Source organism: Pseudomonadota bacterium (assembly GCA_039024915.1).
Taxonomy (GTDB): domain Bacteria; phylum Pseudomonadota; class Alphaproteobacteria; order Rhizobiales; family MH13; genus MH13.
Map to the genome: position 1 here is coordinate 17,652 of JBCCPK010000004.1, position 25,285 is coordinate 42,936.

The following is a 25,285-nucleotide window of genomic DNA, read 5'->3' on the forward strand; positions in this document are numbered from 1 at the left end:
CTCGCCAACAGTGCGGCAACTTCGTGGATTAGGGCGAACCGTTGCGCAGGGCCTGCTGCGAACGGCGCTGGTATTGATTTTTGTCTTCGTCACGATGAGCGTTCTTGCCAAGGTGGTGCCGCCCATCTCGACGCTTATGATCCGCGATCTTGTCATGCTGCGCGGCTACGACCGACAGTGGATCGCGCTCGATGCAACCGCGCCGGTGCTGCGACGGTCAATCATCGCGTCGGAAGATCAGGCTTTCTGTGCTCATAACGGCGTGCAGTGGGATGCCTTGCGGACGCAATGGGAACGCTGGCGGGCGGGGGAAGATGCACGGGGCGCGTCAACGCTGTCCATGCAGGTCGCACGCAATCTCTTTCTTTGGCAGGGACAATCAGTTGTCCGAAAGGCGCTTGAAGTGCCGGTAGCCCTTTGGTTGGACTTTGTTCTTGGTAAGCGGCGCATGCTGGAAGTCTATCTGAACATTGCCGAGCTCGGCCCCCAACTCTACGGTTTCGAAGCGGCAGCCCAGCGCGCGTACGGGGTGTCAGCTGGCGATGTCAGCGCCAATCAGGCGGGGCTCTTGGTGGCGACCTTGCCGCTGCCTTCGGCCCGTGACCCGGCCTCTCCGACCTCGCGTCAACGCGCAATCGCCCGCACGATTGCGCAACGCGCCAGAGGCGTGAATCACCTGATGGACTGTTTGGAGCCGCCGCCGCCATCGCCATCGGCCACTCCACCCGTGCCGTCCGCACGGCCAGACGCACTTTGACGCGCTGGGCGGGACGGGAATCGGCACCGCAAAACCTTGAAGAAAGGGCTTTGCAGGCCAAGGCTGGTGCTCTATATAGCGGCATCCCGAATTTCGGCGTCCTGCTCATGCGCGCAAGCGTGCGCTTGGTCATCGCCGTTTGATAGCCTTGGGCGTGACTGCCCACCCATTGGAGATTATCTCATGGCCGTACCCAAGAGGAAAGTTAGCCGGATGAAGCGCGGTTTTCGCCGCTCGGCTGATGGCCTTACCGCGCCCACCTATGTCGAAGACAAGGATTCGGGCGAATTGCGTCGTCCCCACCATGTCGATCTGAAGTCCGGTATGTATCGCGGCAAGCAGATCTTAGAGCCGAAAGACGACTGACACGGTCGTTTTCTCGCCCGCTATTTCTGTCTAAAGGCCGGTCGTAAGCCCGGCCTTTTTGATTCGTACCCATCATGGAGTGCTTCGATGCGCATGCTGACCGCGTTTCCGCTCATGCTGATACCGCTTGCGATCTACGGCGTTGTCGCCCTTGGGCCTGCTGGTGTTGCAGGTTTCGAAAGGGCCTGGTTTTCGCTCGGCATGATATCAGGGGGAACCGTCAGCCTCACTCAAGGTGATGGGGTACTAGCACTTGGGATTGTGATGCTGTTTCTCGAGGTGGTCAAAGCGACCCGGATTGGTTTTGCGCCCATCGCCGACCATGTCCTGTCGGTTCTGACCGTGATCATTTTTGTGGTGCTGTTCATCGTCTGGCAGCCCGCTGCCACCGGCCTGTTCGCGCTTCTGACGCTGGCCGCACTTGTAGACGTGCTAGCAGGGCTTTGGATAAGCCTGAATGTGGCGCGCCGCGATGTTGCAATCGCCCCTGGAGGCAGTTTCTGAACCGGTGCCAAGCTGGAGGCGCAGGCCGGTTCGTTGCTAGTCCGTCACGGCGACCTTGCCGATTGCCGCAATGCCAGCCAGTGCCGCGATCTCGTCGTTATCGGAGGTATCGCCGGTGATGCCGACGGCACCGAGCAGGGTGCCATCGGCGTCCTTGATAAGCACCCCGCCGGGGACGGGCACGATTCGGCCGCCTGACACGTTCGACAGGCCCTCAAGGAAATGGGGGCGGCCTTCGGCTTGGGCGTTGAGCCAGCGAGAGCCTTTACCAACCGCCAGGGCGCCATAGGCTTTGCCTTTGGCAATCTCAAAGCGCAGCATGGATGCGCCATCGTCACGCTGAAACGCCTGAACGTGGCCTCCGGCATCCAGAACGCAGACAGCGAGCGGTGCGAAGCCCTTTGCGCGGCCTTCGGCGATTGCGGCGGTGATCAGTGTGTTGGCGTCATCGAGCGACAGCGGCATCAATCTTTCCCATCAAGTTGCATCATGTGTGGTTTTTCCCTAGGCGGGTAACCCGCGCAGGCTGGCCCGCGCAAGGCTTCATTACTTCGGCACATTGCAAGCGATGTGACCGGTTGATCGGAAACACCATGCGGAACTTTCATTATCCCGGTCGGTCACCCGCGCGCGGCCTGTCTTACATGGCGGCCACGTCGCACCCCGCCGCGACGACTGCTGCGCTGGCAGTGCTCTCGAGCGGGGGCAATGCTGCCGATGCTGCGCTTGCTGCCGCAGGCGTCTTGAGCGTCGTCGAACCACAAATGACGTCGATCGGAGGCGACTGTTTCGCAATCATCGCGCAGCCGGATGGAAAACTGCATGGCGTCAACGGATCGGGCCGGGCGCCTGCGCGCCTGAATGCTCAAATGCTGCGCGATGAGGGCTTCGCCAAGGTTCCACCAACGCACCCCCATGCGATCACGGTGCCTGGTGCGCTTCGCGGGTTTGAACACATCGCGAGCCGCTTCGGCACCCGACGCCTTGAGGACTTGCTCGAGCCCGCGATCAAGCTTGCTCATGACGGGTGGATCGTCGCGGACCGGGTCGGGCATGACATGGCCAACCCGAAAGATCCGCGCGATGTCGGTAGCGACAACGTTCTGAAGCGCGTATTTCGGCCATCGGGCCACGTGCCCCAACCAGGCGACCGGCTGGTTTGGCCCCAACTTGCCCAAACCCTGCGAACCATTCAGCGCGATGGTGTGCAGGCCTTTTATACTGGCGAGATCGCGCGGGACATCGTCGCCCACATTCGCGATCTCGGTGGCGTGATGAGCTTGTCCGACTTCGCTACCTGCAAGGCCGATGCGGTGACCCCGATCATGGCGGACTATCGTGGGCTGACGATTGCCGAGCTGCCGCCGAACGGCCAGGGCATCACCGCGCTGATGATGATGAAGGTTCTTGAGCGTTTTGATGTCGCCGCCATGAAACCGCAGAGCGCCGAGCGCTTTCACCTCGAACTTGAGGCTGGTCGGGCCGCGTACAGCGTGCGCGATGCGCTTGTCGGCGACGCGGACACAACCGTTGATCCGCATGCGCTGCTCGACGATGCTGTCATTGATGCGCTGGTGGGTCAGGTTGATCTGACCAATCGATCCGATGGTTTTGACCTGCCTGACATTCCCAACTCCGATACAGTCTACGTCGCGACGGCAGATAGTTCGGGGCAGATGGTGTCGCTTATCTACTCAATTTACGACGATTTCGGCGCGCTCACGGCGACCGATGTGACGGGTATCGTCCTGCAGAATCGCGGCGCCTGTTTTTCTCTTGAGGCGGGCCACCCGAACGAACTTATGGGCGGCAAGAGACCGATGCACACGATCATTCCGGCGATGGCCCTCAAGGAGGGTGTGCCCGTTATGGCGTTTGGCGTCATGGGCGGAGCGTACCAGCCCGTTGGCCATGCGCATGTGATTTCGAACATGGTCGATTTTCACATGGATGTTCAGCAAGCGCTCGATGAACCGCGGGTGTTCTGGCAGGCGAGCGACCAGCAGCCGATTGTCGAGGAGCCCCTGAGCGACGAGACGATGGACGGCCTGCGAGCCCTGGGACACGCTCCATCGTTTGCAAAGCGGGCGATCGGTGGTGGTCAAGCCATCTGGCGTGACCGTGAGACCGGCGTGTTCACCGGTGGGTCTGATCCGCGCAAGGATGGATGCGCCGCCGGGCTCTAGCGAGCGATGGTGTTCTGTCAGGTCGTCCGGACAAAGCCCATGGAGACGGGCAGCCCTAGACCGTGCTGCGTCTGCGCATAGCGGGCGGCGGCCCGAGCGGCGGGTGCGAGCGGCAGGACCGGGACACTCTGCATCGGTTCATGGGATGCGAACAGTTGCGCAGCCAGACCCAAGCGCAACGCAGCGGCGTTTGCGACCGTCTCGTTCGAGCGGCGCTCGCGATGCTCTTGGTCTTGATGATTTTTCGAGATGCCAGTGATCGGTTCAATCCGGTCCAAGCTGTGCGTCGATTGCCGCGCCCCCCGCGCACTCGCCCTTGAGCCGGTATGAGGCTTTGTCGAGGGAAACGAGCGTGTTGGTTCGATCTGCACGCGTAGGCGTCTTTCCGGTTTGAACCTTCCGCCGGTGCCCGATGTTTCAAAACGGGACAGCGTCGTTAAAGTCCGCTTAAGGCCTAATTAAGCTACCAGATGGGGTGTGCGCGCGCCAACGCAATTCCGTAACGCGGTAAACGCCACGCGGAGTTGCCAGCGATGTCGGAAACGGCTCGCCGTTAAGCGAGACCAATAACTAGTCGGAGCCAGAGATTGAATCGAGCTTCGACTGCATCGCCGTCAGCTGCGCGCGCAACTCTTCAATGCTGTCAACATTGTCTTGCGCCGCGTCTGCGGCCTCTTCGGCCGCAGCCGTGGAGGTCGTTGCAAACGGGGAGAACATGTTCATGGCGTTCGACATGGCGGTCTGGAAAAGTTCCATGTTGCGGCGGGTCTGCTCTTGCATGACACCACTCATCGCGCCCAGCGGCATCCCACCGAGACCTTTGGTCATCTTTTCCTTGATCGCCTCCTGATCGGCGACAAAGGCGTTGATCGAGTGTTCCAGGTAGGTCGGCACGACCGCATTCATTGAATCGTCGTAGAACCTGATGAGCTGGCGCAGAACGGTGATGGGCAGCAGGTTCGTGCCCTTGCTTTCCTGCTCAAAGATGATCTGGGTCAGGACCGAACGGGTCAGGTCTTCGCCGGTCTTTGCGTCCTGAACCGTGAAGTCCTCGCCGCCTTTGACCATGTCTGCCAGGTCATCGAGGGTGACGTAAGTCGACGTTCCAGTGTTGTACAGGCGACGGTTGGCGTACTTCTTGATGACGGTGACTGGCGCCCCGGCGTCGTTGTCCGATTGCAAGGCCATCTGACCATCCCCCGTTTTTGGCCGCTTGGGCTCTTAGGTATCGAACGCTTCTTGATGAAGCGTCCCTTCTTCTTGTTGAACCATTTCGGTCCCCGGCTTTGTAGGCTGTGGAGCGAAAGGCTTGCCGGTTCGACCCTGAATCACTGCCCCACAAATCAGCGAAAAAGCCAGGGTATTTTGGACAATGTTTTACAAGGTATGACCGGTTCTGTTGCAAAGCACAACCGGCGTAAGGGGACATCCTTAGCAGGCGGGTCGAGTTGATCCGGATCAAGGTCCATCAGCGCCGTTTGGTCAATTGACAGGTCCGACGGCGGGTGTGTTTGACTTTATTCACATCGCATCAAGTCAACAGGGCGTTCCAATCGCCCGCCACCAAACCTCGGATATCGAGGCTCACCCGGGAGACATCATTAATGACTTCAGTTGTTATCGCATCGGCGGCTCGGACTGCCGTTGGATCTTTCAATGGGTCCTTCAATGGCGTTCTGGCGCACCAGCTCGGCGCAACCGCCATCAAAGGAGCTCTAGACAGGGCTAAAGTGGACGCTGCCGATGTCGACGAGGTCATCATGGGTCAGATTCTCGCGGCAGGCGAGGGGCAGAATCCTGCCCGTCAGGCAGCGATGGCGGCAGGCGTACCTCAGGAGGCGACCGCGTGGGGGCTCAACCAGCTTTGCGGTTCAGGTTTGCGTGCGGTGGCCATTGGTATGCAGCAGATCGCCAATGGCGATGCCGACATCATCGTGGCTGGCGGGCAAGAATCGATGACCATGGCGCCGCACACCATGCACCTGCGTGGTGGCGTCAAGATGGGTAATGGCACCATGGTCGACACCATGATGTACGATGCTCTGACCGATGCTTTTCACAAGTACCTGATGGGCACCACCGCCGAGAACGTTGCCAAACAATGGCAACTGACCCGCGACGAACAGGACGAGTTCGCTGTTGCGTCACAGAACAAGGCCGAAGCCGCCCAGAAGGCCGGCAAGTTCAAAGACGAGATCGTCGCCCACACCATCAAGACCCGGAAGGGCGAGACTGTTGTTGAGGAAGACGAGTACATCAAACACGGTGTGACGGTTGAGGGCATCTCAAAGCTTCGTCCGGCCTTCGACAAGGAAGGTACGGTCACGGCGGCCAATGCGTCTGGTATTAACGATGGCGGTGCAGCCACCGTCCTGATGAGTGAAGCGGAAGCCGAGAAGCGCGGCATCACGCCGATGGCGCGGATCGTCTCATGGGCCACCGCAGGGGTCGACCCGGCGATCATGGGCACTGGACCCATCCCGGCATCGCGCAAGGCACTGGAGAAGGCTGGCTGGAAGGTCGATGATCTCGATCTCGTCGAAGCCAACGAAGCTTTTGCCGCGCAGGCCTGCGCCGTGAACAAGGACATGGGCTGGAACCCCGAAATCGTGAACGTGAATGGCGGGGCCATTGCCATCGGCCACCCGGTCGGCGCGTCCGGTGCGCGGGTCCTGAACACCTTGCTGTTCGAGATGCAGAAGCGCGACGCCAAGAAGGGCCTTGCCACCTTGTGCATCGGCGGCGGCATGGGCGTGGCGCTCTGCGTCGAACGATAGGTGCTCAAAGCAGCGCAGGATGGGGGAGCAATGGGCCTGGATCATCGGGGCAGCGATCCTTCTGATCCCCTTGTTGCGCTTCTTCTTTCGACTGCTGACCGGACGGGTGACGATTTCGGACTTTCAGGATCGTGAATGGACGCCCTGGAACTGGCCAATCATCAAAACCAAAAACAACAAACCAATCGAGGAAACATCCATGGGCAGAGTAGCACTGGTCACCGGCGGCAGCCGGGGCATTGGCGAAGCCATCTCCAAAGCATTGCAAGCGGACGGCTGTACCGTCGCCGCCACCTATGCTGGCAATGATGAGAAGGCCGCGGCGTTCACCGCCGCGACCGGCATCAAGACCTACAAGTGGAACGTGGGCGACTACGACTCCTCCAAAGCCGGTATTGCCCAGGTCGAAGCCGACCTTGGTCCGGTCGAGATCGTAGTGGCCAACGCAGGCATAACCCGCGACGCCATGTTTCACCGGATGACGCCAGAACAGTGGAACGAGGTGATCGCAACCAACCTCACCGGTGTCTTCAACACCATCCACCCGGTCTGGCCGGGCATGCGCGAGCGCAAGTTCGGCCGCGTGATTGTGATCTCGTCGATCAATGGTCAGAAAGGTCAGGCTGGACAGGTCAACTATGCGGCGACCAAGGCCGGCGATCTGGGCATCATCAAGTCGCTGGCGCAAGAAGGCGCGCGCGCCGGCATCACCGCCAACGCCGTCTGTCCTGGCTACATCGGGACGGAAATGGTGCGGGCAATCCCAGAAGACGTCCTCAACTCGAAGATCATTCCGCAAATCCCGGTCGGTCGGTTGGGCGAGCCGGAAGAGATCGCGCGTTGTGTTTCTTTCCTCGCATCTGATGATGCGGGCTTCATCTCCGGGTCCACCATCTCGGCCAATGGTGCGCAGTTCTTCGTTTGAGGCCCCCCGGTTGTGCATGAGAGCGGGCCCTTCGGGGCCCGTTTTCTTTTCGCTCGGTCATGATAGCTTAAGCCAAAGGCCCTAGTGCACTCGGTGATGCGTGTGTCTGACCAGTCCCCCCGCTTGCCCGCCAGCTCTCAGTCCTCAAACGGCAGAACCCGTGCTCGGGCCACCCGCCGCTCGGTTGATGAGCGCTTTGGGCTGGATGATTTTCGGCGAGAGCTTGTTGGTATCGTCAGTTTTGGAGCCCTGATTGCGCTCCTGGGTGCTATCACGCCGCATCTTTTTCCCCGCACACCTGTGTTGCACCTCGATCAGGCGCGGGTGCATCTCGGTGTCGGGTTGTTGCTGTGTGCGTTCGCCCTTGGCATGTTGCGTGCGTTCAGGCGGGCTATTGCGTGCGCTGTAGCCGGGTTCATCATGTGCGCAAGCGTTGGCCTGTACGCGCTTCAGCATTTTGCGCCCCAAACACCGGATCGCGCGGCAGACCTTTCCCTGATCAGCTTCAACCTCTTGGGTGATAACCCACGCGGGGACGATCTCGCACAGTTTGTCATCGACAGTGCGCCGGACATAGCGGTGCTGCTTGAGGCACCCGCTATCCACGACCAGAGACAAGAGCTGGAAGACGCTTTTCCGTATTCGGCAGGCTGCCTGACCCGTCCAAATGGGCGCCTGCATTGTGATCTGGCGGTTTTCTCACGCTTGCCGCTTGAGAACATCCAAGCGCGTCCCTTCTATTGGATCTTCGGTAGGCTGATAACGGCGGAAGTCGTGACTGAGGCGGGCCGCATCACTTTGGTGGCGGCGCATTTGGGTAAGCCCTATTGGGGCGACATTCATTACGACCAGCTGGCAGAATTGGCGCGCGTCCTCGGCGAGCTTGATGGTCCCATCATTCTCGCCGGTGATTTTAACTCGATGCCCTTTGTTTCCGCGTTTCGTGACAGCCTGCACGAACAGAGCGGTATGAAGCTTGCGAGCCGCATGCAAACAACCTGGCCGGCTTTACCCTCAATCGCGCTCAGCAATCTTGGGTTCGCCATCGATCATGTGCTGGTCCGCGGCGAAGCAACGCCCGTCGCGAGCGAACGATTGTTTGACCCTATCGGTTCAAACCATCGCGGTTTGCTGACCCGTTTCGATCTCGATGGGATATAACAGCGAAAAGCGCTGTTAGCGCTCTGGAACGACGTCCAGGGTTGGCGCATCCGCGGCCGGTGTTGAGTGGAGGCCGTCCGCTATCAGCTTGCTGAGCAGGTCATCGACCTCGGTATCGCCACCATCTTCAGGGTCAACGGACTTCTCTGCGGCGACTTCCGGTTCTTCGTCCGGCCCTGACGGTTTGTCAGCAGCTGAGTCGATTTTTACGGTCGGCGCGTCGGCTGGCCCAGCCGTGAGATCATCAAGGTCCAACTCAGCCTCGATCGCTGCTTCGAGCGCACCATCGACCGAGTTTGCCTCAATTGCCGCTTCAGAACTGGCTGCACTTGCGGCGTCTGGCAAGGACGCAGGGGCGGTCGCGACACTGGGCTCAGGCATGGGCTCTGCCAGGTCCTTTTCCATCTTGGCGATGGGAGCCGTCTCGACCGCTGCACTGTCGGATTTCAAATCGATGTCGGCACCCTCCGATGGTTTTGAGTCGGTATCGTCTGCCGTTGCTCCATCGCTTGCGCCAGCCTCGGAGACAGGATCGTTGCTCGCTTCAGAACGTGGAAGAGGTGCATCCTCGATGGGGGCGCTGCCATTGGCCACTTTGGCAATGTCCGCCGATGCTGCGACGACCGCAGCCCCAGTAGCCACACCAGCCGCCGTTGCAATCTTGGGTGCGCTGGTGTCGGCCTTCGGTTCAGTGGACTGCTCAGCCGCCTTCTCGCTGCTCGCGGTGTCAACGCTTTTGGTCCCCACATCGACGCCTTTATCAGCCGGTGAACTTGGAATTTTGATGTCGTTCGCCGGTTGTTGCTTGTGCTGCGCGCTCGCCGCAGGCTCGTCTGCCTTGGCTGCAAGGGTCGCTTTTGCGGATGGTGCGCGATCCGCCGTCTTTAACGGTATTGGCCTCGAAACGCTTTTGATGCGGCTGGCAACGATCTCGTCAATATCGACAACACCGTCAGTCAGAGCTTCAAGCGACGGCGGCAAATCGGTCCGGTCTGAAATGGAGATCAGTTTGTTATGGCTCTTGAGAAGCCGCGCAAGAGCGGAGTAATTGGACCGACCGATCAGGATCGTCTCTTCAAAATCTGTTGGTCCAGCGAGGCACGCCGCCAAATCGAGCGTCATCTCGATCAGCGTGTCGTCGGTACCCGACGTATCGTGAATGGCAAAACCAACATCACGGTATGCGTTGCGGGTGGTCAGATCGACGCTTGGCGCGCAGTACGCGTGCAACTGTCTCAGGTCACGCGAAAGCCCATGCATCGTATTGGCCAGTTCTGCGACAAGCGTGGAAGGCGCTGGAGATCCCCCAACGCGGGCTTGCAGCGATTGCACATCAACGAACACTACAGTGGTAATCATAACAAATCCTGGGATGTCGGATGCGGCGCCCGCACATGCGCCGACGGTTTGGGATGGTGTTTGGTAATCCTTCCGGCCCGGTTTAGGTCGGGCACAACCATGGAGTCCCCTCAACGGGGCGAAATTAAGATGGTTACTGTGCCGTTAACGGTCCGGCGGGTCAATCTGAACGGCTTCCGCCCTTTACGGCGTGCGCGGAACCGGACGCCAGTCGGGCGGCGCCATCTCGAAGCCTTCGAACTCAAATCCCGGCGCGACGGTACAGCCGACAAGTGTCCATTCACCGAGGCTTTCTGCGGTCTGCCACCAGCCTGCGGGGACGACCAGTTGCGGCCGTTCGGAACGAGCAAGGTTCGGTCCAAGCCGGTGGGCCTCGGCATCATGACCGTTGGCTGACATGGTCAAGGCAAGCGGAGAGCCGGCATACCAGTGCCAGATCTCCGCTGCGTCCACCCGATGCCAGGCTGAGCAGTCACCAACGCCGAGCGCGAAATAGATCGCCGTGCCGACGGAGCGACCGTCCGTTTGGGCGTGGTCGCGAAAGGTCTCACGGTAGAAGCCACCTTCAGGGTGTGGCGCGAGATCAAGGATGCGGACGATCTCCTGAAAGCTCAGCTCGTTCATTGAGTGTCCTCAGCGTTCGGCGAACGCCAACCGCAACCCTAGCAAGCCGAAAGCAGCTGCAAACGAGCGCCTGAGCCAGGCCATGACCGTGGGCTTTGAGATCACGTAATCGCGGGCCATAGCGGCGCTCGCGCCGTAACCGATAAACACGATGAAGGTCATCGCCATGAACGTTGCGGCGAGGCCAACAAGCGTCGCCGTGGGATGGGCCGCATCGGCAGGGACGAATTGCGGAAGAAAGGCCAGGAAAAAGAGCGATAGCTTAGGGTTGAGGACATTGATGAGCGTCCCCGTCCGGGCCGTCTGCCAGGCTGACCGCTTGCGCTGATCACCTGATACGTCCAATGCACCACCCTCTCGAAGGATCTGCCATGCCATGTAGAAAAGGTACGCGACGCCAGCATATTTGATGAGTTGGAACGCGAGCGCGGATGCGTGCAGGACCGCTGCCAACCCGACGATGCTGGCGAGCATGTGGGGAACGATGCCCATCGTACAGCCAGCGGCCGCTGCAATGCTTGCCTTGAAGCCGCGGCCAAGCCCGATTGCGATCGTGTACAGAACACCTGTGCCAGGTAGCAAAACGACCACAAGCGATGTGATCAGATAATCCCACGATAGAAAGGCGGACACAGCAATACTCCCAGTTAGCCAGCGGGTCTCAGCTCCAGCGTATCAGGCCGATGATGGCCGACCCAGCGTAAAACAGTTGGAGCGCCAGAAAAGCCCACCGTCTGTCGATGATCGCCCACAGCGCAAAAAGGATTGCCGACAGCAGAAGCAGCGCGAAGCCTAAGACCTCATTGCCCGTGTTCGATGCGATCAGGACGGCGTAAACCATCGCCGACGCCGAACCGGTGATCTCGAACAGCGAGATCAGACGTCTTTTGCGGGTGGTTGGGTCGGTCGCGGTCTCGTCGGTATTTATCTGTCCCATCAGAACCGATCTTTGGCCTTGCGCAGAGACGCGAACTCTTGCGCATTCGCTGCTTTCAAAAAGGGATTGAACGCCAGTTCGGTCGCCAGATCGGTAGGAATGGTCGGCAACCCGTGACCCCGCTTCTCCGCGATCTGGCCCACATGGGCGGCAAGTCCGTCATCGTTCGCGCTGAGGCTGAGGGCGAAGGCGGCATTGGCCTGCGTGTACTCATGCCCACAATAGATCGAGGTTTGAGGGTCGAGTGCGGCGAGTATCTGCAGGCTGTTGTGAAACTGTTCTGCATTTCCCTCAAACATTCGCCCGCACCCAAGTGCAAACAGTGTATCGCCAACGAACGCCAGTTTCTCTGTGCGGCTGACATAGGCAACGTGGCCAACCGTGTGGCCGGGTGTGTCGATCATCTCGAACGGTGTCTCACCCAGCATAATAGTAGCGCCCGGGATCGCGGCATGGTCGAGCCTTGGTAGCCGGTGGGCATCAGCATGGTTACCTGTCACAACGACATCAAAGCTCATGCGGATGCCGCCCACACCGTCGATATGATCGTCGTGATGGTGCGTGATCCAGATATCCGTTGGCGTCCAGCCGGTGGCATCAAGCGCTGCCCGTGTTGCCATTTCATCCGGGACATCGACGATAGCCACGCGTTCTGATGCGTCGTCGTGCACAAGAACGCCGTAATTATCGCTGCTGCATGGATACAGATGGCAGCTGACACTCATGAAAAACTTCCTCAACCGTCCTCAGCGAATATGGCGCCGGGGAGATAGCGGACGCCGCGTCTGCACGGTACATAGCGAATATGCGCGTTGATATCATCGACCTTCGGGATTTTTATACAAGCCCTCTGGGCATGCGGACCCGCGGCTATTTGCGGGCAGCTCTGGCGCGACATATGTCCGATGCGAAGGGTATGGACATTGCGGGGATCGGTTTCGTCAACCCGTTTCTTGGGCTGTATCACAACAGCGCCGAGCGGCTCATGAGTTTCATGCCAGCGGCGCAAGGTTGCGTAAACTGGCCCTCGCGCGGCCCCAACGCATCCGTCCTCGTCAATGATGAGCATCTGCCGCTGCCCAATGCGGCGCTCGATCGCGTCTTTCTGATCCACGCCTTGGAGTTCTCGCCTCATCCGGCCCAATTGCTTGAGGAGGTGTGGCGCGTCCTTGCGCCTGGCGGGCGGATGATCGCAGTGGTTCCCAATCGGCGCGGCCTTCTGGCGCGGATTGACGCAACGCCGTTCGGTTTCGGTCGACCTTATTCCAAGGGCCAAATGATAAGGCTTTGCCGCGATACGCAGTTCTCTCCTACGGCCTGGTCCGAGGCGCTGCACTTCTTTCCATCCAATCGTCGCATCGCCCTGCGAACGGCTGGGTTTTTCGAGCGTTTCGGAAAGACCGTTGTCTCGCCTCTGGGTGGGGTGATCATTGTTGAAGCGACCAAACACATGTTCCGTGGTTTGCCGGTGACGGAGGGCGCGCGGGTGAAGGCCAAGCCGGTTCTGGTCCCCGCTGGCGTGGTTCCCAACTGATTGCAGCCGCCTCGCGTCGTGGCGAAGTTTCATCACGACGTGGTTTGCAGCTTGCGTTCCCGGTACAACGTGAACAATCCCGCGCCTATCACGAGGCTTGCTCCGATTGCCATGGGAATGTCAGGGACTTCCCCGAACACGAAGTAAGCGAGAATGAGAGCTGCTAGCAGGCGCGTGTACCGGTAGGGCGCGACCGCTGCAATTTCGCCGATCCGCAAGGAAACCGTGATTGCCAGATAACCCGCCATGCCGAAAACTCCGCCACCGAGGATCAATACCCACGCTTCCGGTGCAATGCCGACCATGATCGGTTCGCTCTCCATGAGCTGGTGCATACCAACGCCCATGGGCAGCAAGAGGAAGGCGACGATTGCCACCATCGCGTAAGTCGAGACTTGCGGCTTGACTGCTCGCGTTGCCAGATCTCGGATCGCCAGACCAAGCATTGCCATCACGGCCCAGTGGGTACCCTCCACAAAGCCATCCATACCCGGCCGAATGATGATCATGACGCCAACGAAGCCGACAGATATCGCAGTCCAACGCCGCCAACCAACGCGTTCACCGAGGAACAGTGCGGCGCCGACGGTGATCAAAAGCGGCTGGACCTGCAGAATCGCGGACAGGTTCGAAAGGGGCATGACCGTCAGCGCTGTGATGATGGACATCGCGGAGATGAGGTCGCCAAAGGTGCGCCAAGCGATGCTGCGATCGATAAGCATGGCGGCCGCAAGCTGCAGCGTCGGTTGGGTACCCTCGCGCACCATCAGTGCCCCATAGACCATTACCCCAAGCGCGCCCTTGATGATGATGATCTCGCCCGGTGTGGCAGCGCCTTCATCGGCGATGGTGCCCGCATATTTGATCGCCGCGTCATCAATGCCGAACGCGATCATCGAAAAGACCATCAGTCCAATGGCCTTGATGTTGGCGTTTGGTGCGGCGCTCACACCCTGTCCGATACTGACGGCCTATTGCCGGGCTTGAGCACAAAGATGCCCTGCGCCCCAAACAGGTTCCAAAGGGCCCACGGTGCGTGCAGCATGAGGCGGTGTCCCTTCGAGTTGAGCGCGGCGGTATCCTCAATGCTCGCATTCACCTCGCGGCTCAGAGCAACGAAGTCGCGCAAGGTGCAAAAGTGGATGTTGGGTGTGTCGTACCAGGAGTAGGGCAGTGAACGTGTCACAGGCATTTCACCACGCAGAAGCAAATGCAGCCGTGCCCGCCAGTGGCCAAAGTTTGGGATCGTGACGATGACCCTCTGGCCGATCCGTAACAGCTGTTCGAGCACTTGGCGGGGCGCCTGCGTTGCTTGCAGCGTTTGTGATAAGATCACGCAGTCAAACGCGCCGTCAGGATACGTTGCGAGGTCGGTGTCGGCGTTGCCCTGAATGACCGAGAGCCCGCGCGAAACGGCCGCGTTCACTTTGGTTTGGTCGAGCTCCATGCCACGTCCATCAATGCCTTTGCGCTGTTCCAGGAACGCCAGAAGCGCGCCGTCTTCGCAGCCAATGTCCAGAACACGTGCGCCTTGGGGGACATACTTCTCGATGATCGCGTAATCGACGCGCGAGCTCGCCACATTCATGACCGCAGCCCTTCTGCCGTGGCCACGCTGGTCAGAAAGGCGCGCACGGTTGTCGATAGTTCTGGTTCATCAAGCAGGAAAGCATCATGGCCCCGTTCGCTTTTCACTTCGACGAACGACACTTTGGCCGTTGTCGCGTTGAGCGCGTGGACGATTTCGCGGCTCTCAGCGGTTGGGAACAGCCAGTCTGAGGTGAAGGAGATAACGCAGAAGCGGGTTTGTGACCCTTCGAACGCACGGGCGAGAACGCCGCCATGATCGGCTGCGAGATCAAAATAGTCCATCGCGCGGGTCAGGTAGAGGTAAGCATTTGCGTCAAACCGGTCGACAAAGGTCATGCCTTGGTGACGTAGATAGCTCTCAATCTGGAAGTCGGCATCAAAGCCGAATGAAAGGCCTTGCCTACCCTGCAGCGCGCGGCCGAACTTTCCTTGCAGCGCATCGTCGGACATGTAGGTGATATGCGCGCCCATACGCGCCACCGCGAGGCCCTTGGTCGGCCGGGTGTTGTGCTGTTCATACAGCCCGCCATGCCAATCGGGGTCAGCCATCACAGCTTGCCGACCGACTTCGTGAAAGGCGATGTTCTGCGACGAGTGGCGGGCAGCGGTCGCGATTGGAACGGCGCCGGCAACCGCCTGCGGGTACCGCGCCGCCCATTGCAAAACTTGCATTCCGCCCATGGAGCCCCCGATGACCGCATGCAGGCGGGTGATACCGAGATGATCGATGAGGCGCTTTTGCGCATCGACCATATCGGCGATCGTCACCAGGGGGAACGACAAGCCGTAAACGTCGCCGGTACGTGCGTCAGTTGAGCCCGGTCCGGTCGAGCCCATGCAGCCGCCCAAGACATTGGCGCAGATCACGAAATAGCGCTGCGTATCGATCGGTTTGCCGGGGCCCACAAGGGTTTCCCACCATCCTGGCTTACCCGTCACTGGATGCTTGCCGATGACGTGCTGATCACCGGTCAGGGCGTGGCAGATCAAGATTGCGTTGCTGGCATCTTCGTCGAGTGAACCATGGGTCGTGTAGGCGACCTGAAACCGATCCAGTACGTCACCCGATGCCATCGTGAGTGGCTCGGTCACGTCAAGGATGGCACTATGCGGCGATAAGGATGTGAGCGGGGTCACGGTCACAACGTCTTTTCATGTCTTTGGGTGATGACAGACAGGCTCTCGCTCTGCTGAGCGGTGCTGTTTAGACCCATTTGTCCTGTTGTGAAACCTGCTCGGCGAGCAAACATGGTTGGTCTTTGCGCCAATGCCGCGTAAAGCGGGCGCCATGACGCAGTCTGAGCCTTTATCTGAACCGCTGCCAAGCCTTGCCGATATCCGGGCAGAGATCGATCGGATCGACGCGGCCATGCATGCGCTCCTCATCGAGCGAAGCGCCGTCGTCTCCGACCTGATTGCCGTCAAGAAGGTGACGCCTGTGCAAGATGACGATCCTGCACGGCGCCGATCCGCTTTCCGCCCGGCGCGCGAAGCATCGATGATGCGCGCCATGATCGAGCGCCATTCGGGGCTTCTTCCGCTTGATACTGTCGAGAGTATCTGGCGGGTGATTATATCCACCTTCACCTACGTCCAAGCGCCCTACGAGGTTATTTATGCCCACGGTGGCGAACCCGTTGCGCTGCGCGACGTGGTCCGTTTCCATTTTGGATACACCGTTCCCGTCAGGGAGGAGGCCGCTCCGGATGCGGTTGTCAGTGCTGTCGGTGATCGCGGGGACGCGTTGGGTTTGGTGCCGATGTCAGTTCAAGGAGCTTGGTGGAGCGACCTAGAGCCGCCCGATGCGCCAAAGATCATCGCCCGCTTGCCATTTGTGCAGCGTGAGGACCACCCTGCCGGTAAGCCTTGTTTGGTGCTTGCTAACGCGCCGACCGATCCGGAAGTTATGGACGCGAGCATCCTATCTCTGACGCTCCTATCTGAGCCCGACTGGCCAGAAGGGGTGGAAATTCTGGCGCAACGGGGCAACCGGGCATTGGTTAGCGCTGCGGGGGGTGATGCCTGGGGGAGGCTTTTCGATCAGACCGCGATCGACGATGCCATCGTCGTCGGGGCGCATGCGCCGATGTTCAGGCCGGAGCGCACTGGATCCGCCAGGGGTTAAGGGCAAAACGCTTTCAGATCGTCTTGGCATTTGCATTGTGGAGCACGTTTGGGCACAAACGCGCTCTGGCGTCTGTCGGAAGGCAGTCGTCTGTTGACCTCCCAGCCCAACACCGTTCTCGTCTGTTCGAATGAAAGCCATGTCCGCGTCCGAGACCCATCCGCAACCCCGTGCCGGTGTCCTTGATATAGCCGCCTACGTTCCTGGTCGTGACAAGGCGCCGTCGGGAAAGCGGCTCTTCAAGCTATCGTCCAACGAGACCCCACTGGGCACGAGCCCCAAGGCGCTGGAGGCCTATCAAAGCGTTGCCGATGATCTGGCCTCCTACCCCGATGGGTCTGCGCTGGCCTTGCGCGAGGCAATTGGGCGGCGGCATGGGATCGACAAGGATCGGATCATCTGCGGCAATGGCTCCGACGAGCTGCTTGCGCTGCTGGCCCAAACCTATTTGTCCGCGGGTGACGAGGCAGTCTTTTCCGAGCATGGATTCCTGGTCTACCCAATCGCAACGCGTGCCGCGGGCGCGACGCCCGTCGAGGTGAGCGACACAGAGCTGACCGCAGACGTGGATGGTTTTCTCAATGCGGTCACCGAGCGCACAAAAATCGTCTTTCTCGCCAATCCAAACAATCCCACTGGCACTTATGTGCCCTTTAGTGAGGTGCGCCGATTGCATGCGGGCCTGCCCAGCAACGTTCTGCTGGTTCTGGACGCGGCATATGCTGAGTATGTGCGGCGAAATGATTATGAAAGCGGGCTGGAACTCGCTGCGAGCGCGCCGAACGTGGTGATGACGCGAACCTTTTCGAAGATCTATGGGCTGGCGAAGCTGCGGATTGGTTGGATGTTTGGGCCGGCCCACGTGATTGACGCTGTCAACCGCGTGCGTGGCCCCTTCAACATGACTGGACCCGCGATCGCGGCGGGGGCTGCAGCGATGGAAGATGGTACGTTCATCGACGCTGCCGTTGCCCATAACCAACGTTGGCTACCGAAGCTGACCGATGCGTTGAGGGCGCTCGATCTTACGGTAACGCCCAGCGTGGGCAATTTCATCTTGGTGCATTTTCCGCAAACCGCTGGGAAAACAGCTGACGATGCTGACCGGGACTTGCTCGACGAAGGCATCGTCACGCGCAAGGTCGGCGCCTACAAGCTTCCAGGTGCACTGCGCATTTCGATTGGAACAGACGAAGCCAATGCGTTGCTGATCGATACGCTGACGCGCTTCATGCGGGCTTAAGTTCATGGCTGGCATGCCTTACCAGCGCGTCGCGATCATCGGTGCTGGACTGATCGGAACATCGATTGCACATGCTTTGCGCGTCCGTTCCCCCGATACGCTGATCCAGTTTGCCGATAGCGACCCGCAAACGCTTGCCGTGTTGGATGAGCTTTTTCCCGACAGCTTATCGAGTATCGACGCGGCGGTGGCCGTTCGTGATGCGGACTGTGTCCTTTTGTGCGTCCCGGTTGGCGCGATGCGCGCGGTCAGTAGCCAGATTTCTGATCACCTTAAGCCTGGGGCGACCGTGACCGATGTGGGCTCGGTGAAGCGTTCGGTGATTGCCGATATGGCGACGGTGTTGCCACCGGATGTCAATCTTATCGCCGGTCATCCGGTCGCTGGCTCCGAGCGATCGGGCCCGCGCGCGGGTTTCGCCGACCTGTTCGTGGATCGCTATGTGATCCTGACGCCGGAATCGGGTGCTGATGCGCATGCGGTTGAAGCCTTGCACAAATTCTGGGGGGAACTGGGCGCGATGGTGGAGGTGATGGATGCCGATCATCACGATCTGGTGCTCGCTCTGACCTCGCATCTGCCGCACTTGATTGCGTACACCATTGTTGGAACGGCCTCGGATTTCGAGAACGTCGCAGAAGGTGATGTCATGAAGTTTTCTGCCGGTGGCTTCCGTGATTTCACACGCATTGCGGCATCAGACCCTGTCATGTGGCGCGATATATTCCTCAACAACAAAGACGCGGTTCTCGAAGCGCTGGGACGCTTCTCTGAGGACCTTGCGGAGTTGCAGAAAGCGATCCGTTGGGGCCGAGGTGACCAATTGGAAGACTGGTTTACGCGGACGCGGACGATCCGAAAGGGGATTATCGACCTTGGCCAGGATACAGCGCAGGCCGATTTTGGCCGGCAGGCGGCAGGGGCAAGGACCGATCAGGGCGGCCCCGTTTCGAAGCCCTATTCGGCGGACTAGCCGGGCGGCAGCAGAGGGGGAAGCGTGCCGACGCGCGCAGGGCCGACGCTGATTGAGCCGCTCTCGATTGTCAGTGGCAACTCTGTTGCGGCATCCTCTCCAATTGTTGTCTGACGTCCAAACAGGCCTGCTCCCGCGCTGATAGCGGCGACGGTTCCTGCATCCGTGACCCCGAACAGTTCAACAAGCGCGCCGACATCGTTGGTGGCAATGGTGCCGGTGAAGTCGAGAACGCCGCTGGGATCGATTTGGCCCATACCATCAAGGTTGATCGCGTGATCATCGAGCCGAAGACGCAAGGCAGCGCTTTCAAAACGGCCGGACCGAGACACCCAATCTGTGAGGATCGAAAGTGCGTCAACGCCCCGAGCGAGCGCGAGGTCATCCAGCACGGCGCCTATCGAAAAATCCACAGTCTCCGCAGCTATGAGGAACGGGCTCGATAGGCCGAAAACCAGCGCGCTAGCTTCGATATCAGCGGCGTCTGACGCCTCACCATCAGCGGGCCGCATGTGAACTTCCAATCCGTCACCGCCAGCAATTGCGAGGGGTGCGCCGTCCATTCGAACGGCGAAGCTTTGTAAGACGGCTGATAGGCGTTGCAGGGCGCCCGCTGTATCCACGCGCACGCTCGCGCGCAAAAGATCGGTTTCGATGTCGCTGACCACGCCCCCATCGGTTCGGACAGCGAATGGCCCAGCCCATTCCACGATCGTCAAGAGGGGGTTCCAGGCTGGGGCGACTGTTGTCAGTGCCCCTCCCGATAGGCTGCTGCTATTTGCCTGACTGACGCTCAGCTCGGCGCACCGCACCTCAAATCGTGCAGGGAAACCAACCAATCGCTCATCTGTGCACGCAACGGTAATGGCGTCGCGCTCAAGTGCGCTCCTACCTTGGTCAAGCGCCGCGGTGTATAAGCGGGCTCCAGCAAACCACGCCGCTGTTACAAGGACACACAAGCCAATGAGAACCATAACAAGGATTCTGAGTTTGCGGCTGATTGCGCCTGTGGCTGCGCCGTTGGTGTCGCCTGATGGTTCACGAGAAGCAGTCATCTTGGATGGACTCGCATAGCGGTGTGGTTCGACGCTCAAAGCATTGGCGCGTTCTTCCACCACGACCCTCAATCAGATACAAGCGCGCCGTTGCGCGTGCCAGGGAGTTTGCAACCGATCATGGATTTGTGGGTCTTCGGTTATGGATCACTAATATGGCGACCGGGCTTCCGGTACCGGGCGCACTATCCCGCGCGCTTGTTCGGTTTTCATCGCACATTGTGTGTTTACAGCTATGTCCATCGCGGAACGCCGGAACGGCCTGGTCTCGTCATGGGGCTTGATAGGGGCGGATCGTGCCTTGGCCTCGCTTTCCATGTGGAAGCCGCGCATCGCGATGAGGTCATGCGTTATCTGCGCGAACGCGAGCAATCCACAATGGTTTACAACGAGCGCGTTCTGCCGGTGCATTTGGTCGGACGGGACGAGGGATTGCCCAACCGGGTTCATGCCGTAACGTACTGCGTTGACCGGCTTCACCGGCAATATGCCGGTGTCCTTCCCCGTGAAAAACAGTTGGAGATTGTCGCTGGTGCGCACGGTAAGTCTGGCGCCAATCCCGACTACGTCATCGAGACTTCGCGAGCGCTTGAAAACATTGGTTGCCACGATGCCGGATTGCACTGGTTGGCTCAACGTTTGGAAGATGCCAGCTCAGGCCGCTGATTTTTTGTACCAAGGAGGGGGTTGGCGGCCATCAAGAGCTTCATCCACCAGAGCCGCCGTCTCGGATTCAATCTGCGTCTCCAGCGAAGCCAGCACAGCCCGACCGTCTTCACCTGGCGGTATGGCGGGAAGCAGCGAAATGATGACCTTGCCTTGATGGCGCTGGCCGGGTTTGCGTCCCCAGAACAAGCCGGAATTCAGGCCCGCGGGTACCACGGGTACACCAAGCTGCTTGTACAGGTGGATGATTCCCGATTTGTAGTCAGGCTCGGCGCCTACCGGCTTGCGCGTGCCCTCCGGGAAAATAATCAACTGGGCGCCGTTTTGGACCGCCTCCCGCGCATCATGGGTCATGCGGCGTAGCGCCTGCGCATGTCGCGCTCGCTCCACGGAGATCATCCCGCCGCGGCGCGCGTACCAACCAAAGCCGGGGATCGCGAGCAACTCGCGTTTGAGAATGTAAACCGGCTTGTCCAGATAAGGCATGAGAGCGAAGGTCTCCCACATCGATTGGTGTTTCGCGGCGATGATGCATCCGCCCAGAGGGAGATTTTCGCGGCCCCGGATTTCAAAGTCTATGCCTGCCGTCACCCGCAGCAGCCACAGGGAGTGGCGTGACCAGGCTTTCAGGCCTGCCAGGGCCCAGCTCGGTGGACCGAATAGCGTGGGCAGCCAGACGATAATCCAGACAACCATGTTCCCATAAAACAGGAGGTTCACAAGGGTGGCGCGCAGGACGTGCAACATGGGTGGTCAACCAATGAGGAAATGCGGTCCGCGCTTCTTCGCACGTGCTTCACCACAGGTGGAGCCCCGCACGACGTTATCCTGCCAGAAAATGCCGAAGCCCGCTTAGCTGCAACTTCAGAAATTCTCGTGCGAGCACCGATACTGGCCAGGTCTGCGCGTGCCTGGTTTCTTCCTGAGCCGTGGCGACGGCGGCGTGGATCGGATAGGCGATCAGTTCGACACCGGGAAGTTGTGCCTCAAGCTCTCGCACCGTGCGCGGCATGTGGTACGCGCTTGTCACAACGAGCAGGGACGCGAACGCGTGGTCTTTCGCCCATAACGCTGTTTCACGCGCGTTCCCCACAGTATCCAACGCGGCTTTGTCGATGTCGACGCAGCATGTGAATAGGTGTGGGTCCGATTGCGTGCGATCAACGAGGGAGGATGCATCCGTGCCGGCATAGACGCCGGAGATCAGCAGCCGGTCTGCCGAATTACGCTCGAGCAATTCCAAAGCAACCTCAATGCGAGCCGCGCCACCGGTCATGACGACCATTCCGTCTGCGCGCGGCTCAAGCGGCGTTACCTGAGCATTGATCGACGCCACAAAGTGATTAAAGCCGAAGCCGAACCATACCATTGCGAGCGCCATGACAACTGGCATACCGCGCAACGCAAACCGCCTTAGCCTGCTCGTGCGGGACGGACGGCTGGGACCGGTGTTCGCGCTGCTTTGGCCTGACCTGTCTTGGCCTGAACTGTCTGGGGTCGTGATGCTCATGGGATTAAGAGTTGCGCAAAAGGCTTGCCAGTAGGTTGCGAGCGTCCCGTCGCTAACTTTGGACGGGTCATCGCGTATGCCGACATATGTACTAGGTTTCGGTTGCGGCAAAAATGCGTAGCGCTGCTAGAGACCTCTCAAAAAACGGCGAACGGTTATGCGTGACGTGGCTGCGGTCAGAAACGCGATCAGGAAAACGACAAGTGCGCATCCGGCGTAGCCATAAAGGCCTAGGGCTGGTGATCCGATGAGGGCCTCAACCTGAGCAGCATCAGCAGCACCTCGCCGCGCACCAACCCAGATCTGAAACCCCAAGAAGATCGCTATCGCCCCCACCCCGCCAATAAGCCCACCGCGCAAGCCAAGGCTAAGAAAATGGCGCTGGAATTGACGGGCGATGAAGGCATGGCTGGCCCCAACAAAGTGTAGCACGTCTACGACATCCCGGTTACCGGCCATCGCTGCCCGGGTGGCGAAGATGACGCACAGGATGGTCGCGGTCAGGACAAGTATGAGAATACCAAGACCGCCAAGCACCATAGCACGAGCCATCTGGGCCATCTGATCTGTCCATAGGCGATGGTCATCAACGCTTGCGCCAGGGACATCAACAGATAGCGCGGCCTGTAAGGCGTCGATGTCAAGAATGCTGCGGTCTGTAACGGTCAAGGCGATGAGCCTTGGGATGGGAAGGTCGTCCAGAGCAGTCTCGCTCGCAAGCGTGCCAAGCCAAGGCTCCAAAAGGGCGCGGGTTTCGCGATCGTCTATTACCGTGACTTGCCCAATCCCTGCGGTGCCGCGTGCGATGCGCACCGCACTTTGTATGCGAGTGTCGACCGTTGCTGGGTCCACGGAAGTCACTTCGATTGTCAGCTCGCGCCCAATATCGGCACTCCAGTCCTGCGCGGCGCGGTCAACAATGGTGACGGCCCCAACGGCCAGACACGCCAGGCATCCCATGATCGCTATAACCAGCATAAGCGCCGAGCCGGCGATTGATCGCTCTGGGACAATGGGTGCAGGCGCGTTTTCACTGCGTTCGCGGCGAATAGCGGACAGAGCGCTGAGCTTCTTCGCGCCAGCTTTTGCCGGAGCCGTCGCGCGCGCCGTTTGTTGCTGCGGTGAGGCGGCAGCTATTTGCGTTCTCGGGTCGATCTTGTCGATCCTATTCATAGATTTGAACCCGGCGATCATGCAGAACCAGGCGCCGTGCATGAAATTGCTGCATCAACAAGACATCGTGCGTAGCGATGACGATGGACGTCCCAAGCTTGTTCAGCTCGACGAACAACCGGAGGAGCCGTCGGCCAAGTTGCGGATCGACATTGCCGGTGGGCTCGTCGGCCAAAAGCAGATCAGGCTGGCCGATCACAGCGCGAGCAATGGCTGCCCGTTGCTTTTCTCCGCCCGACAGAACGGGCGGCATCGCATACATGCGCTCGCCAAGGCCGACCCAGCGCAAAAGTTCTTTAACGTCGGCACCATAGCTTGATTCGGCCTTGCCCTGAACGCGCAAGGGCAAGGCAACATTTTCAAAGGTCGTCAGATGGTCGAGCAGGCGGAAGTCCTGGAAAACGACACCAATTCTCTGGCGCAAGGCCGGGATATCCCGAGACCCTGAACGAGCGGTATTCTTGCCGAACGCCGTCACCACCCCACGGCTCGGTCTCATGGCCAGTGACATCAGCTTGAGCATCGAGGTTTTCCCTGCGCCGGATGGCCCCGTGAGGTATTGGAAACTGCGCGGCTCGATTTCGAAGGACAGGTCGGACAAGATTTCCGGACCCCCATCATATCTCAGTCCGACATTGTCCAGAACCAGCACCGTACCTGCCTCTTTATACCGGTCGGTTGATCACCGACCGACCGCATTCGATTCGCACCGCTTTTGTCGTTCGCCTCGATTTGAACTGGTCGATGGGCCGCTGTCTACTCGCACGTGTCATGGTTAACAGCCCATTAACGCTCGGGTTGTATCGCTTTGGTGCATAAAGACAAACCTAGCGACGATCGCTGGGTTGAACAGGTCCTGTGTTCCGTGAAACTCGTTTGCCCGTCCTGCGCGTCAGATTACATCATCCCCGATGATATGATCGGTGCGACTGGCCGTAAGGTGCGTTGTCCTGCCTGCGCTCATGTCTGGAAAGCGTTACCCGCGGACACCCCTCAGTCCGATGCTGACCCGTTGAACATGGAAGAATTAACGGAGGCGGCGCCTGCTCAGGCCGAGAAGCCTGTGGCGGAGGCCCTTCCCGCGCAAGGTGACCCCAAAACCGCATCGGACGATCCGGTTTCGCAACGACCATCGGCGCTTCCGGGCTTTACTGAAGCCATACTGGCAGCAAACACGAAACATGATGTGGGCAATGAGACTTCTGACCCGCAGCCTGCCGAAGCGGACAACTTTTCGCAGATCATTGCATCAGGACCCGTGCGTAAGCCAGTCAATCGCGCTTCAGACCCCAAAAAGCGGAAAGTGCAATTGAAAGGGCAGAAGACGGGCAATGGTATCGTGCGCAAGCTGATGCTTCGTTTGGCGGGATTTGGGGTTCCGTTCGGCGTCGTGACAGGACTTGCGCTGCTGACGCTGACCATTCCCATGCGCGATCATGTGGTGCGCATCTTCCCCGACCTTGCGGGCCTCTATGAGATTGCCGGTTTGTCGGTGAACGTTCGCGGCATTGCCTTTTCGTCCTTCACCGCTACTCGCGAGGTGGTCGCTGGCTTGCCGGTGATGGAGATCGAAGGAACGCTGACGAATATCACGGAACGTGAACAGCCCCTGCAACCGCTCCGCATTGCGCTGACCGGGAACGATGGTGAAGAGCTTTTTTCATGGGTTGTTCGCCCGGACATTCCCCAACTTGGTCCCGGCGAGACGTTACCGGTATCGAGCGAACTCACCGCCCCGCCGCCCAATGCGTCCGGAATCGCTTTGCGCTTCCTGCGCGATGGCGAGCGCGTACCGGGAGGATGAGTCATGATCCAGCTAA

At 59.7% G+C, this 25,285-nt stretch carries 29 protein-coding genes; 13 read left to right on the plus strand and 16 right to left on the minus strand.

Features of this window, described 5'->3' with window-relative positions; all coding sequences use genetic code 11:
• The first annotated feature begins 10 nt into the window (after positions 1 to 10).
• From AAF739_08520 to AAF739_08530, 3 genes are all read left to right on the plus strand, one after another.
• Positions 11 to 757 (plus strand): transglycosylase domain-containing protein, encoded by a 747-nt coding sequence (locus AAF739_08520; GenBank protein ID MEM6382702.1) that lies wholly within the window; start codon positions 11 to 13, stop codon positions 755 to 757.
• A 183-nt stretch (positions 758 to 940) separates the two neighbouring features.
• The gene (gene rpmF, locus AAF739_08525) at positions 941 to 1,123 is read left to right on the plus strand and encodes a 50S ribosomal protein L32 (GenBank protein MEM6382703.1); all 183 of its coding nucleotides are present in this window, start codon (positions 941 to 943) and stop codon (positions 1,121 to 1,123) included.
• An 87-nt stretch (positions 1,124 to 1,210) separates the two neighbouring features.
• Positions 1,211 to 1,627, plus strand: a complete 417-nt coding sequence (locus tag AAF739_08530; GenBank protein ID MEM6382704.1) for a hypothetical protein — start codon at positions 1,211 to 1,213, stop codon at positions 1,625 to 1,627.
• Between the two features lie 36 nt (positions 1,628 to 1,663).
• On the opposite strand, the gene AAF739_08535 is transcribed toward AAF739_08530, so the two are convergent.
• Positions 1,664 to 2,092 (minus strand): heme-binding protein, encoded by a 429-nt coding sequence (locus AAF739_08535; protein MEM6382705.1) that lies wholly within the window; start codon positions 2,090 to 2,092, stop codon positions 1,664 to 1,666.
• Positions 2,093 to 2,220: 128 nt separating this feature from the next.
• Between AAF739_08535 and ggt the strand changes: the two genes are divergently transcribed.
• Positions 2,221 to 3,813, plus strand: coding sequence for a gamma-glutamyltransferase (ggt, locus tag AAF739_08540; protein ID MEM6382706.1), 1,593 nt, complete (start codon positions 2,221 to 2,223; stop codon positions 3,811 to 3,813).
• A 17-nt stretch (positions 3,814 to 3,830) separates the two neighbouring features.
• Here the strand turns inward: ggt and AAF739_08545 are convergent, their stop codons facing one another.
• Together AAF739_08545 and phaR are read right to left on the minus strand one after the other, a co-directional pair.
• Entirely contained in the window at positions 3,831 to 4,091 is a 261-nt protein-coding gene (locus AAF739_08545; GenBank protein MEM6382707.1) for a hypothetical protein, read from the minus strand.
• 292 nt (positions 4,092 to 4,383) lie between these two features.
• A complete protein-coding gene (gene phaR / locus AAF739_08550) occupies positions 4,384 to 5,001 on the minus strand; it encodes a polyhydroxyalkanoate synthesis repressor PhaR (GenBank protein ID MEM6382708.1) in 618 nt (205 codons plus the stop codon).
• Between the two features lie 416 nt (positions 5,002 to 5,417).
• Here phaR and AAF739_08555 point away from each other — a divergent pair, with 416 nt between their 5' ends.
• From AAF739_08555 to AAF739_08565, 3 genes are all read left to right on the plus strand, one after another.
• Positions 5,418 to 6,590, plus strand: a complete 1,173-nt coding sequence (locus AAF739_08555; protein MEM6382709.1) for an acetyl-CoA C-acetyltransferase — start codon at positions 5,418 to 5,420, stop codon at positions 6,588 to 6,590.
• A gap of 199 nt (positions 6,591 to 6,789) precedes the next feature.
• On the plus strand, positions 6,790 to 7,515 hold the full coding sequence (phbB, locus tag AAF739_08560; GenBank protein ID MEM6382710.1) for an acetoacetyl-CoA reductase: 726 nt from the start codon (positions 6,790 to 6,792) through the stop codon (positions 7,513 to 7,515).
• A gap of 102 nt (positions 7,516 to 7,617) precedes the next feature.
• Complete coding sequence (locus tag AAF739_08565) at positions 7,618 to 8,676, plus strand: endonuclease/exonuclease/phosphatase family protein (protein ID MEM6382711.1); 1,059 nt, start codon at positions 7,618 to 7,620, stop codon at positions 8,674 to 8,676.
• Between the two features lie 15 nt (positions 8,677 to 8,691).
• On the opposite strand, the gene AAF739_08570 is transcribed toward AAF739_08565, so the two are convergent.
• The 5 genes from AAF739_08570 to gloB all read right to left on the minus strand — a co-directional run bounded on the left by AAF739_08570 (position 8,692) and on the right by gloB (position 12,321).
• Complete coding sequence (locus AAF739_08570; protein ID MEM6382712.1) at positions 8,692 to 10,035, minus strand: hypothetical protein; 1,344 nt, start codon at positions 10,033 to 10,035, stop codon at positions 8,692 to 8,694.
• Between the two features lie 183 nt (positions 10,036 to 10,218).
• Complete coding sequence (locus tag AAF739_08575; protein MEM6382713.1) at positions 10,219 to 10,659, minus strand: cupin domain-containing protein; 441 nt, start codon at positions 10,657 to 10,659, stop codon at positions 10,219 to 10,221.
• Between the two features lie 9 nt (positions 10,660 to 10,668).
• Positions 10,669 to 11,292 carry a LysE family translocator gene (locus AAF739_08580; GenBank protein MEM6382714.1) on the minus strand — a complete coding sequence of 208 codons (624 nt, stop codon included), beginning with the start codon at positions 11,290 to 11,292 and terminating at the stop codon, positions 10,669 to 10,671.
• A gap of 28 nt (positions 11,293 to 11,320) precedes the next feature.
• The gene (locus tag AAF739_08585; GenBank protein MEM6382715.1) at positions 11,321 to 11,596 is read right to left on the minus strand and encodes a hypothetical protein; all 276 of its coding nucleotides are present in this window, start codon (positions 11,594 to 11,596) and stop codon (positions 11,321 to 11,323) included.
• Entirely contained in the window at positions 11,596 to 12,321 is a 726-nt protein-coding gene (gene gloB, locus AAF739_08590; GenBank protein ID MEM6382716.1) for a hydroxyacylglutathione hydrolase, read from the minus strand. The genes AAF739_08585 and gloB overlap by 1 nt, the downstream gene beginning before the upstream one ends.
• An 80-nt stretch (positions 12,322 to 12,401) precedes the next feature.
• Here gloB and AAF739_08595 point away from each other — a divergent pair, with 80 nt between their 5' ends.
• A complete protein-coding gene (locus AAF739_08595) occupies positions 12,402 to 13,130 on the plus strand; it encodes a methyltransferase domain-containing protein (GenBank protein ID MEM6382717.1) in 729 nt (242 codons plus the stop codon).
• A gap of 32 nt (positions 13,131 to 13,162) precedes the next feature.
• Here AAF739_08595 and AAF739_08600 read toward each other — a convergent pair whose 3' ends face one another.
• The 3 genes from AAF739_08600 to AAF739_08610 are packed head-to-tail and all read right to left on the minus strand — an operon-like array spanning position 13,163 to position 15,857.
• Positions 13,163 to 14,080, minus strand: a complete 918-nt coding sequence (locus AAF739_08600) for a DMT family transporter (protein ID MEM6382718.1) — start codon at positions 14,078 to 14,080, stop codon at positions 13,163 to 13,165.
• The gene (gene metW / locus AAF739_08605; protein MEM6382719.1) at positions 14,077 to 14,718 is read right to left on the minus strand and encodes a methionine biosynthesis protein MetW; all 642 of its coding nucleotides are present in this window, start codon (positions 14,716 to 14,718) and stop codon (positions 14,077 to 14,079) included. The genes AAF739_08600 and metW overlap by 4 nt, the downstream gene beginning before the upstream one ends.
• Positions 14,715 to 15,857, minus strand: a complete 1,143-nt coding sequence (locus AAF739_08610) for a homoserine O-acetyltransferase (GenBank protein ID MEM6382720.1) — start codon at positions 15,855 to 15,857, stop codon at positions 14,715 to 14,717. The genes metW and AAF739_08610 overlap by 4 nt, the downstream gene beginning before the upstream one ends.
• A 151-nt stretch (positions 15,858 to 16,008) precedes the next feature.
• Here AAF739_08610 and AAF739_08615 point away from each other — a divergent pair, with 151 nt between their 5' ends.
• The 3 genes from AAF739_08615 to AAF739_08625 all read left to right on the plus strand — a co-directional run bounded on the left by AAF739_08615 (position 16,009) and on the right by AAF739_08625 (position 19,061).
• Positions 16,009 to 16,845 (plus strand): chorismate mutase, encoded by an 837-nt coding sequence (locus tag AAF739_08615; protein MEM6382721.1) that lies wholly within the window; start codon positions 16,009 to 16,011, stop codon positions 16,843 to 16,845.
• A 139-nt stretch (positions 16,846 to 16,984) separates the two neighbouring features.
• Positions 16,985 to 18,088: a histidinol-phosphate transaminase gene (gene hisC, locus AAF739_08620; protein MEM6382722.1), complete on the plus strand. Its 1,104-nt coding sequence runs from the start codon at positions 16,985 to 16,987 to the stop codon at positions 18,086 to 18,088.
• A 4-nt stretch (positions 18,089 to 18,092) separates the two neighbouring features.
• Entirely contained in the window at positions 18,093 to 19,061 is a 969-nt protein-coding gene (locus AAF739_08625; protein ID MEM6382723.1) for a prephenate/arogenate dehydrogenase family protein, read from the plus strand.
• Here the strand turns inward: AAF739_08625 and AAF739_08630 are convergent.
• A complete protein-coding gene (locus AAF739_08630) occupies positions 19,058 to 20,116 on the minus strand; it encodes a DUF2125 domain-containing protein (GenBank protein MEM6382724.1) in 1,059 nt (352 codons plus the stop codon). The two genes, AAF739_08625 and AAF739_08630, sit on opposite strands and share 4 nt — an antisense overlap.
• Positions 20,117 to 20,236: 120 nt before the next feature.
• Here AAF739_08630 and AAF739_08635 point away from each other — a divergent pair, with 120 nt between their 5' ends.
• The gene (locus tag AAF739_08635) at positions 20,237 to 20,782 is read left to right on the plus strand and encodes a gamma-glutamylcyclotransferase (protein MEM6382725.1); all 546 of its coding nucleotides are present in this window, start codon (positions 20,237 to 20,239) and stop codon (positions 20,780 to 20,782) included.
• On the opposite strand, the gene AAF739_08640 is transcribed toward AAF739_08635, so the two are convergent.
• From AAF739_08640 to ftsE, 4 genes are all read right to left on the minus strand, one after another.
• The gene (locus AAF739_08640) at positions 20,771 to 21,529 is read right to left on the minus strand and encodes a lysophospholipid acyltransferase family protein (GenBank protein MEM6382726.1); all 759 of its coding nucleotides are present in this window, start codon (positions 21,527 to 21,529) and stop codon (positions 20,771 to 20,773) included. The two genes, AAF739_08635 and AAF739_08640, sit on opposite strands and share 12 nt — an antisense overlap.
• Positions 21,530 to 21,605: 76 nt before the next feature.
• Complete coding sequence (locus tag AAF739_08645; protein ID MEM6382727.1) at positions 21,606 to 22,175, minus strand: YdcF family protein; 570 nt, start codon at positions 22,173 to 22,175, stop codon at positions 21,606 to 21,608.
• Between the two features lie 243 nt (positions 22,176 to 22,418).
• Entirely contained in the window at positions 22,419 to 23,465 is a 1,047-nt protein-coding gene (locus AAF739_08650; GenBank protein ID MEM6382728.1) for an ABC transporter permease, read from the minus strand.
• A complete protein-coding gene (ftsE, locus tag AAF739_08655) occupies positions 23,458 to 24,117 on the minus strand; it encodes a cell division ATP-binding protein FtsE (protein ID MEM6382729.1) in 660 nt (219 codons plus the stop codon). Before ftsE ends, AAF739_08650 begins: the two co-directional genes overlap by 8 nt.
• A gap of 366 nt (positions 24,118 to 24,483) precedes the next feature.
• Between ftsE and AAF739_08660 the strand changes: the two genes are divergently transcribed.
• On the plus strand, positions 24,484 to 25,269 hold the full coding sequence (locus tag AAF739_08660; protein ID MEM6382730.1) for a hypothetical protein: 786 nt from the start codon (positions 24,484 to 24,486) through the stop codon (positions 25,267 to 25,269).
• Positions 25,270 to 25,285 lie beyond the last annotated feature (16 nt).

Coding starts and splice junctions, on each gene's coding strand:
- rpmF (MEM6382703.1), top strand. CDS start 941: ATGGCCGTACCCAAGAGGAAAGTTAGCCGGATGAAGCGCGGTTTTCGC.
- AAF739_08530 (MEM6382704.1), top strand. CDS start 1,211: ATGCGCATGCTGACCGCGTTTCCGCTCATGCTGATACCGCTTGCGATC.
- AAF739_08535 (MEM6382705.1), bottom strand. CDS start 2,092: ATGCCGCTGTCGCTCGATGACGCCAACACACTGATCACCGCCGCAATC.
- ggt (MEM6382706.1), top strand. CDS start 2,221: ATGCGGAACTTTCATTATCCCGGTCGGTCACCCGCGCGCGGCCTGTCT.
- phaR (MEM6382708.1), bottom strand. CDS start 5,001: ATGGCCTTGCAATCGGACAACGACGCCGGGGCGCCAGTCACCGTCATC.
- AAF739_08555 (MEM6382709.1), top strand. CDS start 5,418: ATGACTTCAGTTGTTATCGCATCGGCGGCTCGGACTGCCGTTGGATCT.
- phbB (MEM6382710.1), top strand. CDS start 6,790: ATGGGCAGAGTAGCACTGGTCACCGGCGGCAGCCGGGGCATTGGCGAA.
- AAF739_08570 (MEM6382712.1), bottom strand. CDS start 10,035: ATGATTACCACTGTAGTGTTCGTTGATGTGCAATCGCTGCAAGCCCGC.
- AAF739_08575 (MEM6382713.1), bottom strand. CDS start 10,659: ATGAACGAGCTGAGCTTTCAGGAGATCGTCCGCATCCTTGATCTCGCG.
- AAF739_08585 (MEM6382715.1), bottom strand. CDS start 11,596: ATGGGACAGATAAATACCGACGAGACCGCGACCGACCCAACCACCCGC.
- gloB (MEM6382716.1), bottom strand. CDS start 12,321: ATGAGTGTCAGCTGCCATCTGTATCCATGCAGCAGCGATAATTACGGC.
- AAF739_08595 (MEM6382717.1), top strand. CDS start 12,402: ATGCGCGTTGATATCATCGACCTTCGGGATTTTTATACAAGCCCTCTG.
- metW (MEM6382719.1), bottom strand. CDS start 14,718: ATGAATGTGGCGAGCTCGCGCGTCGATTACGCGATCATCGAGAAGTAT.
- AAF739_08615 (MEM6382721.1), top strand. CDS start 16,009: ATGACGCAGTCTGAGCCTTTATCTGAACCGCTGCCAAGCCTTGCCGAT.
- hisC (MEM6382722.1), top strand. CDS start 16,985: ATGTCCGCGTCCGAGACCCATCCGCAACCCCGTGCCGGTGTCCTTGAT.
- AAF739_08625 (MEM6382723.1), top strand. CDS start 18,093: ATGGCTGGCATGCCTTACCAGCGCGTCGCGATCATCGGTGCTGGACTG.
- AAF739_08630 (MEM6382724.1), bottom strand. CDS start 20,116: ATGACTGCTTCTCGTGAACCATCAGGCGACACCAACGGCGCAGCCACA.
- AAF739_08635 (MEM6382725.1), top strand. CDS start 20,237: ATGGATTTGTGGGTCTTCGGTTATGGATCACTAATATGGCGACCGGGC.
- AAF739_08640 (MEM6382726.1), bottom strand. CDS start 21,529: ATGTTGCACGTCCTGCGCGCCACCCTTGTGAACCTCCTGTTTTATGGG.
- AAF739_08645 (MEM6382727.1), bottom strand. CDS start 22,175: ATGCCAGTTGTCATGGCGCTCGCAATGGTATGGTTCGGCTTCGGCTTT.
- AAF739_08650 (MEM6382728.1), bottom strand. CDS start 23,465: ATGAATAGGATCGACAAGATCGACCCGAGAACGCAAATAGCTGCCGCC.
- AAF739_08660 (MEM6382730.1), top strand. CDS start 24,484: ATGGAAGAATTAACGGAGGCGGCGCCTGCTCAGGCCGAGAAGCCTGTG.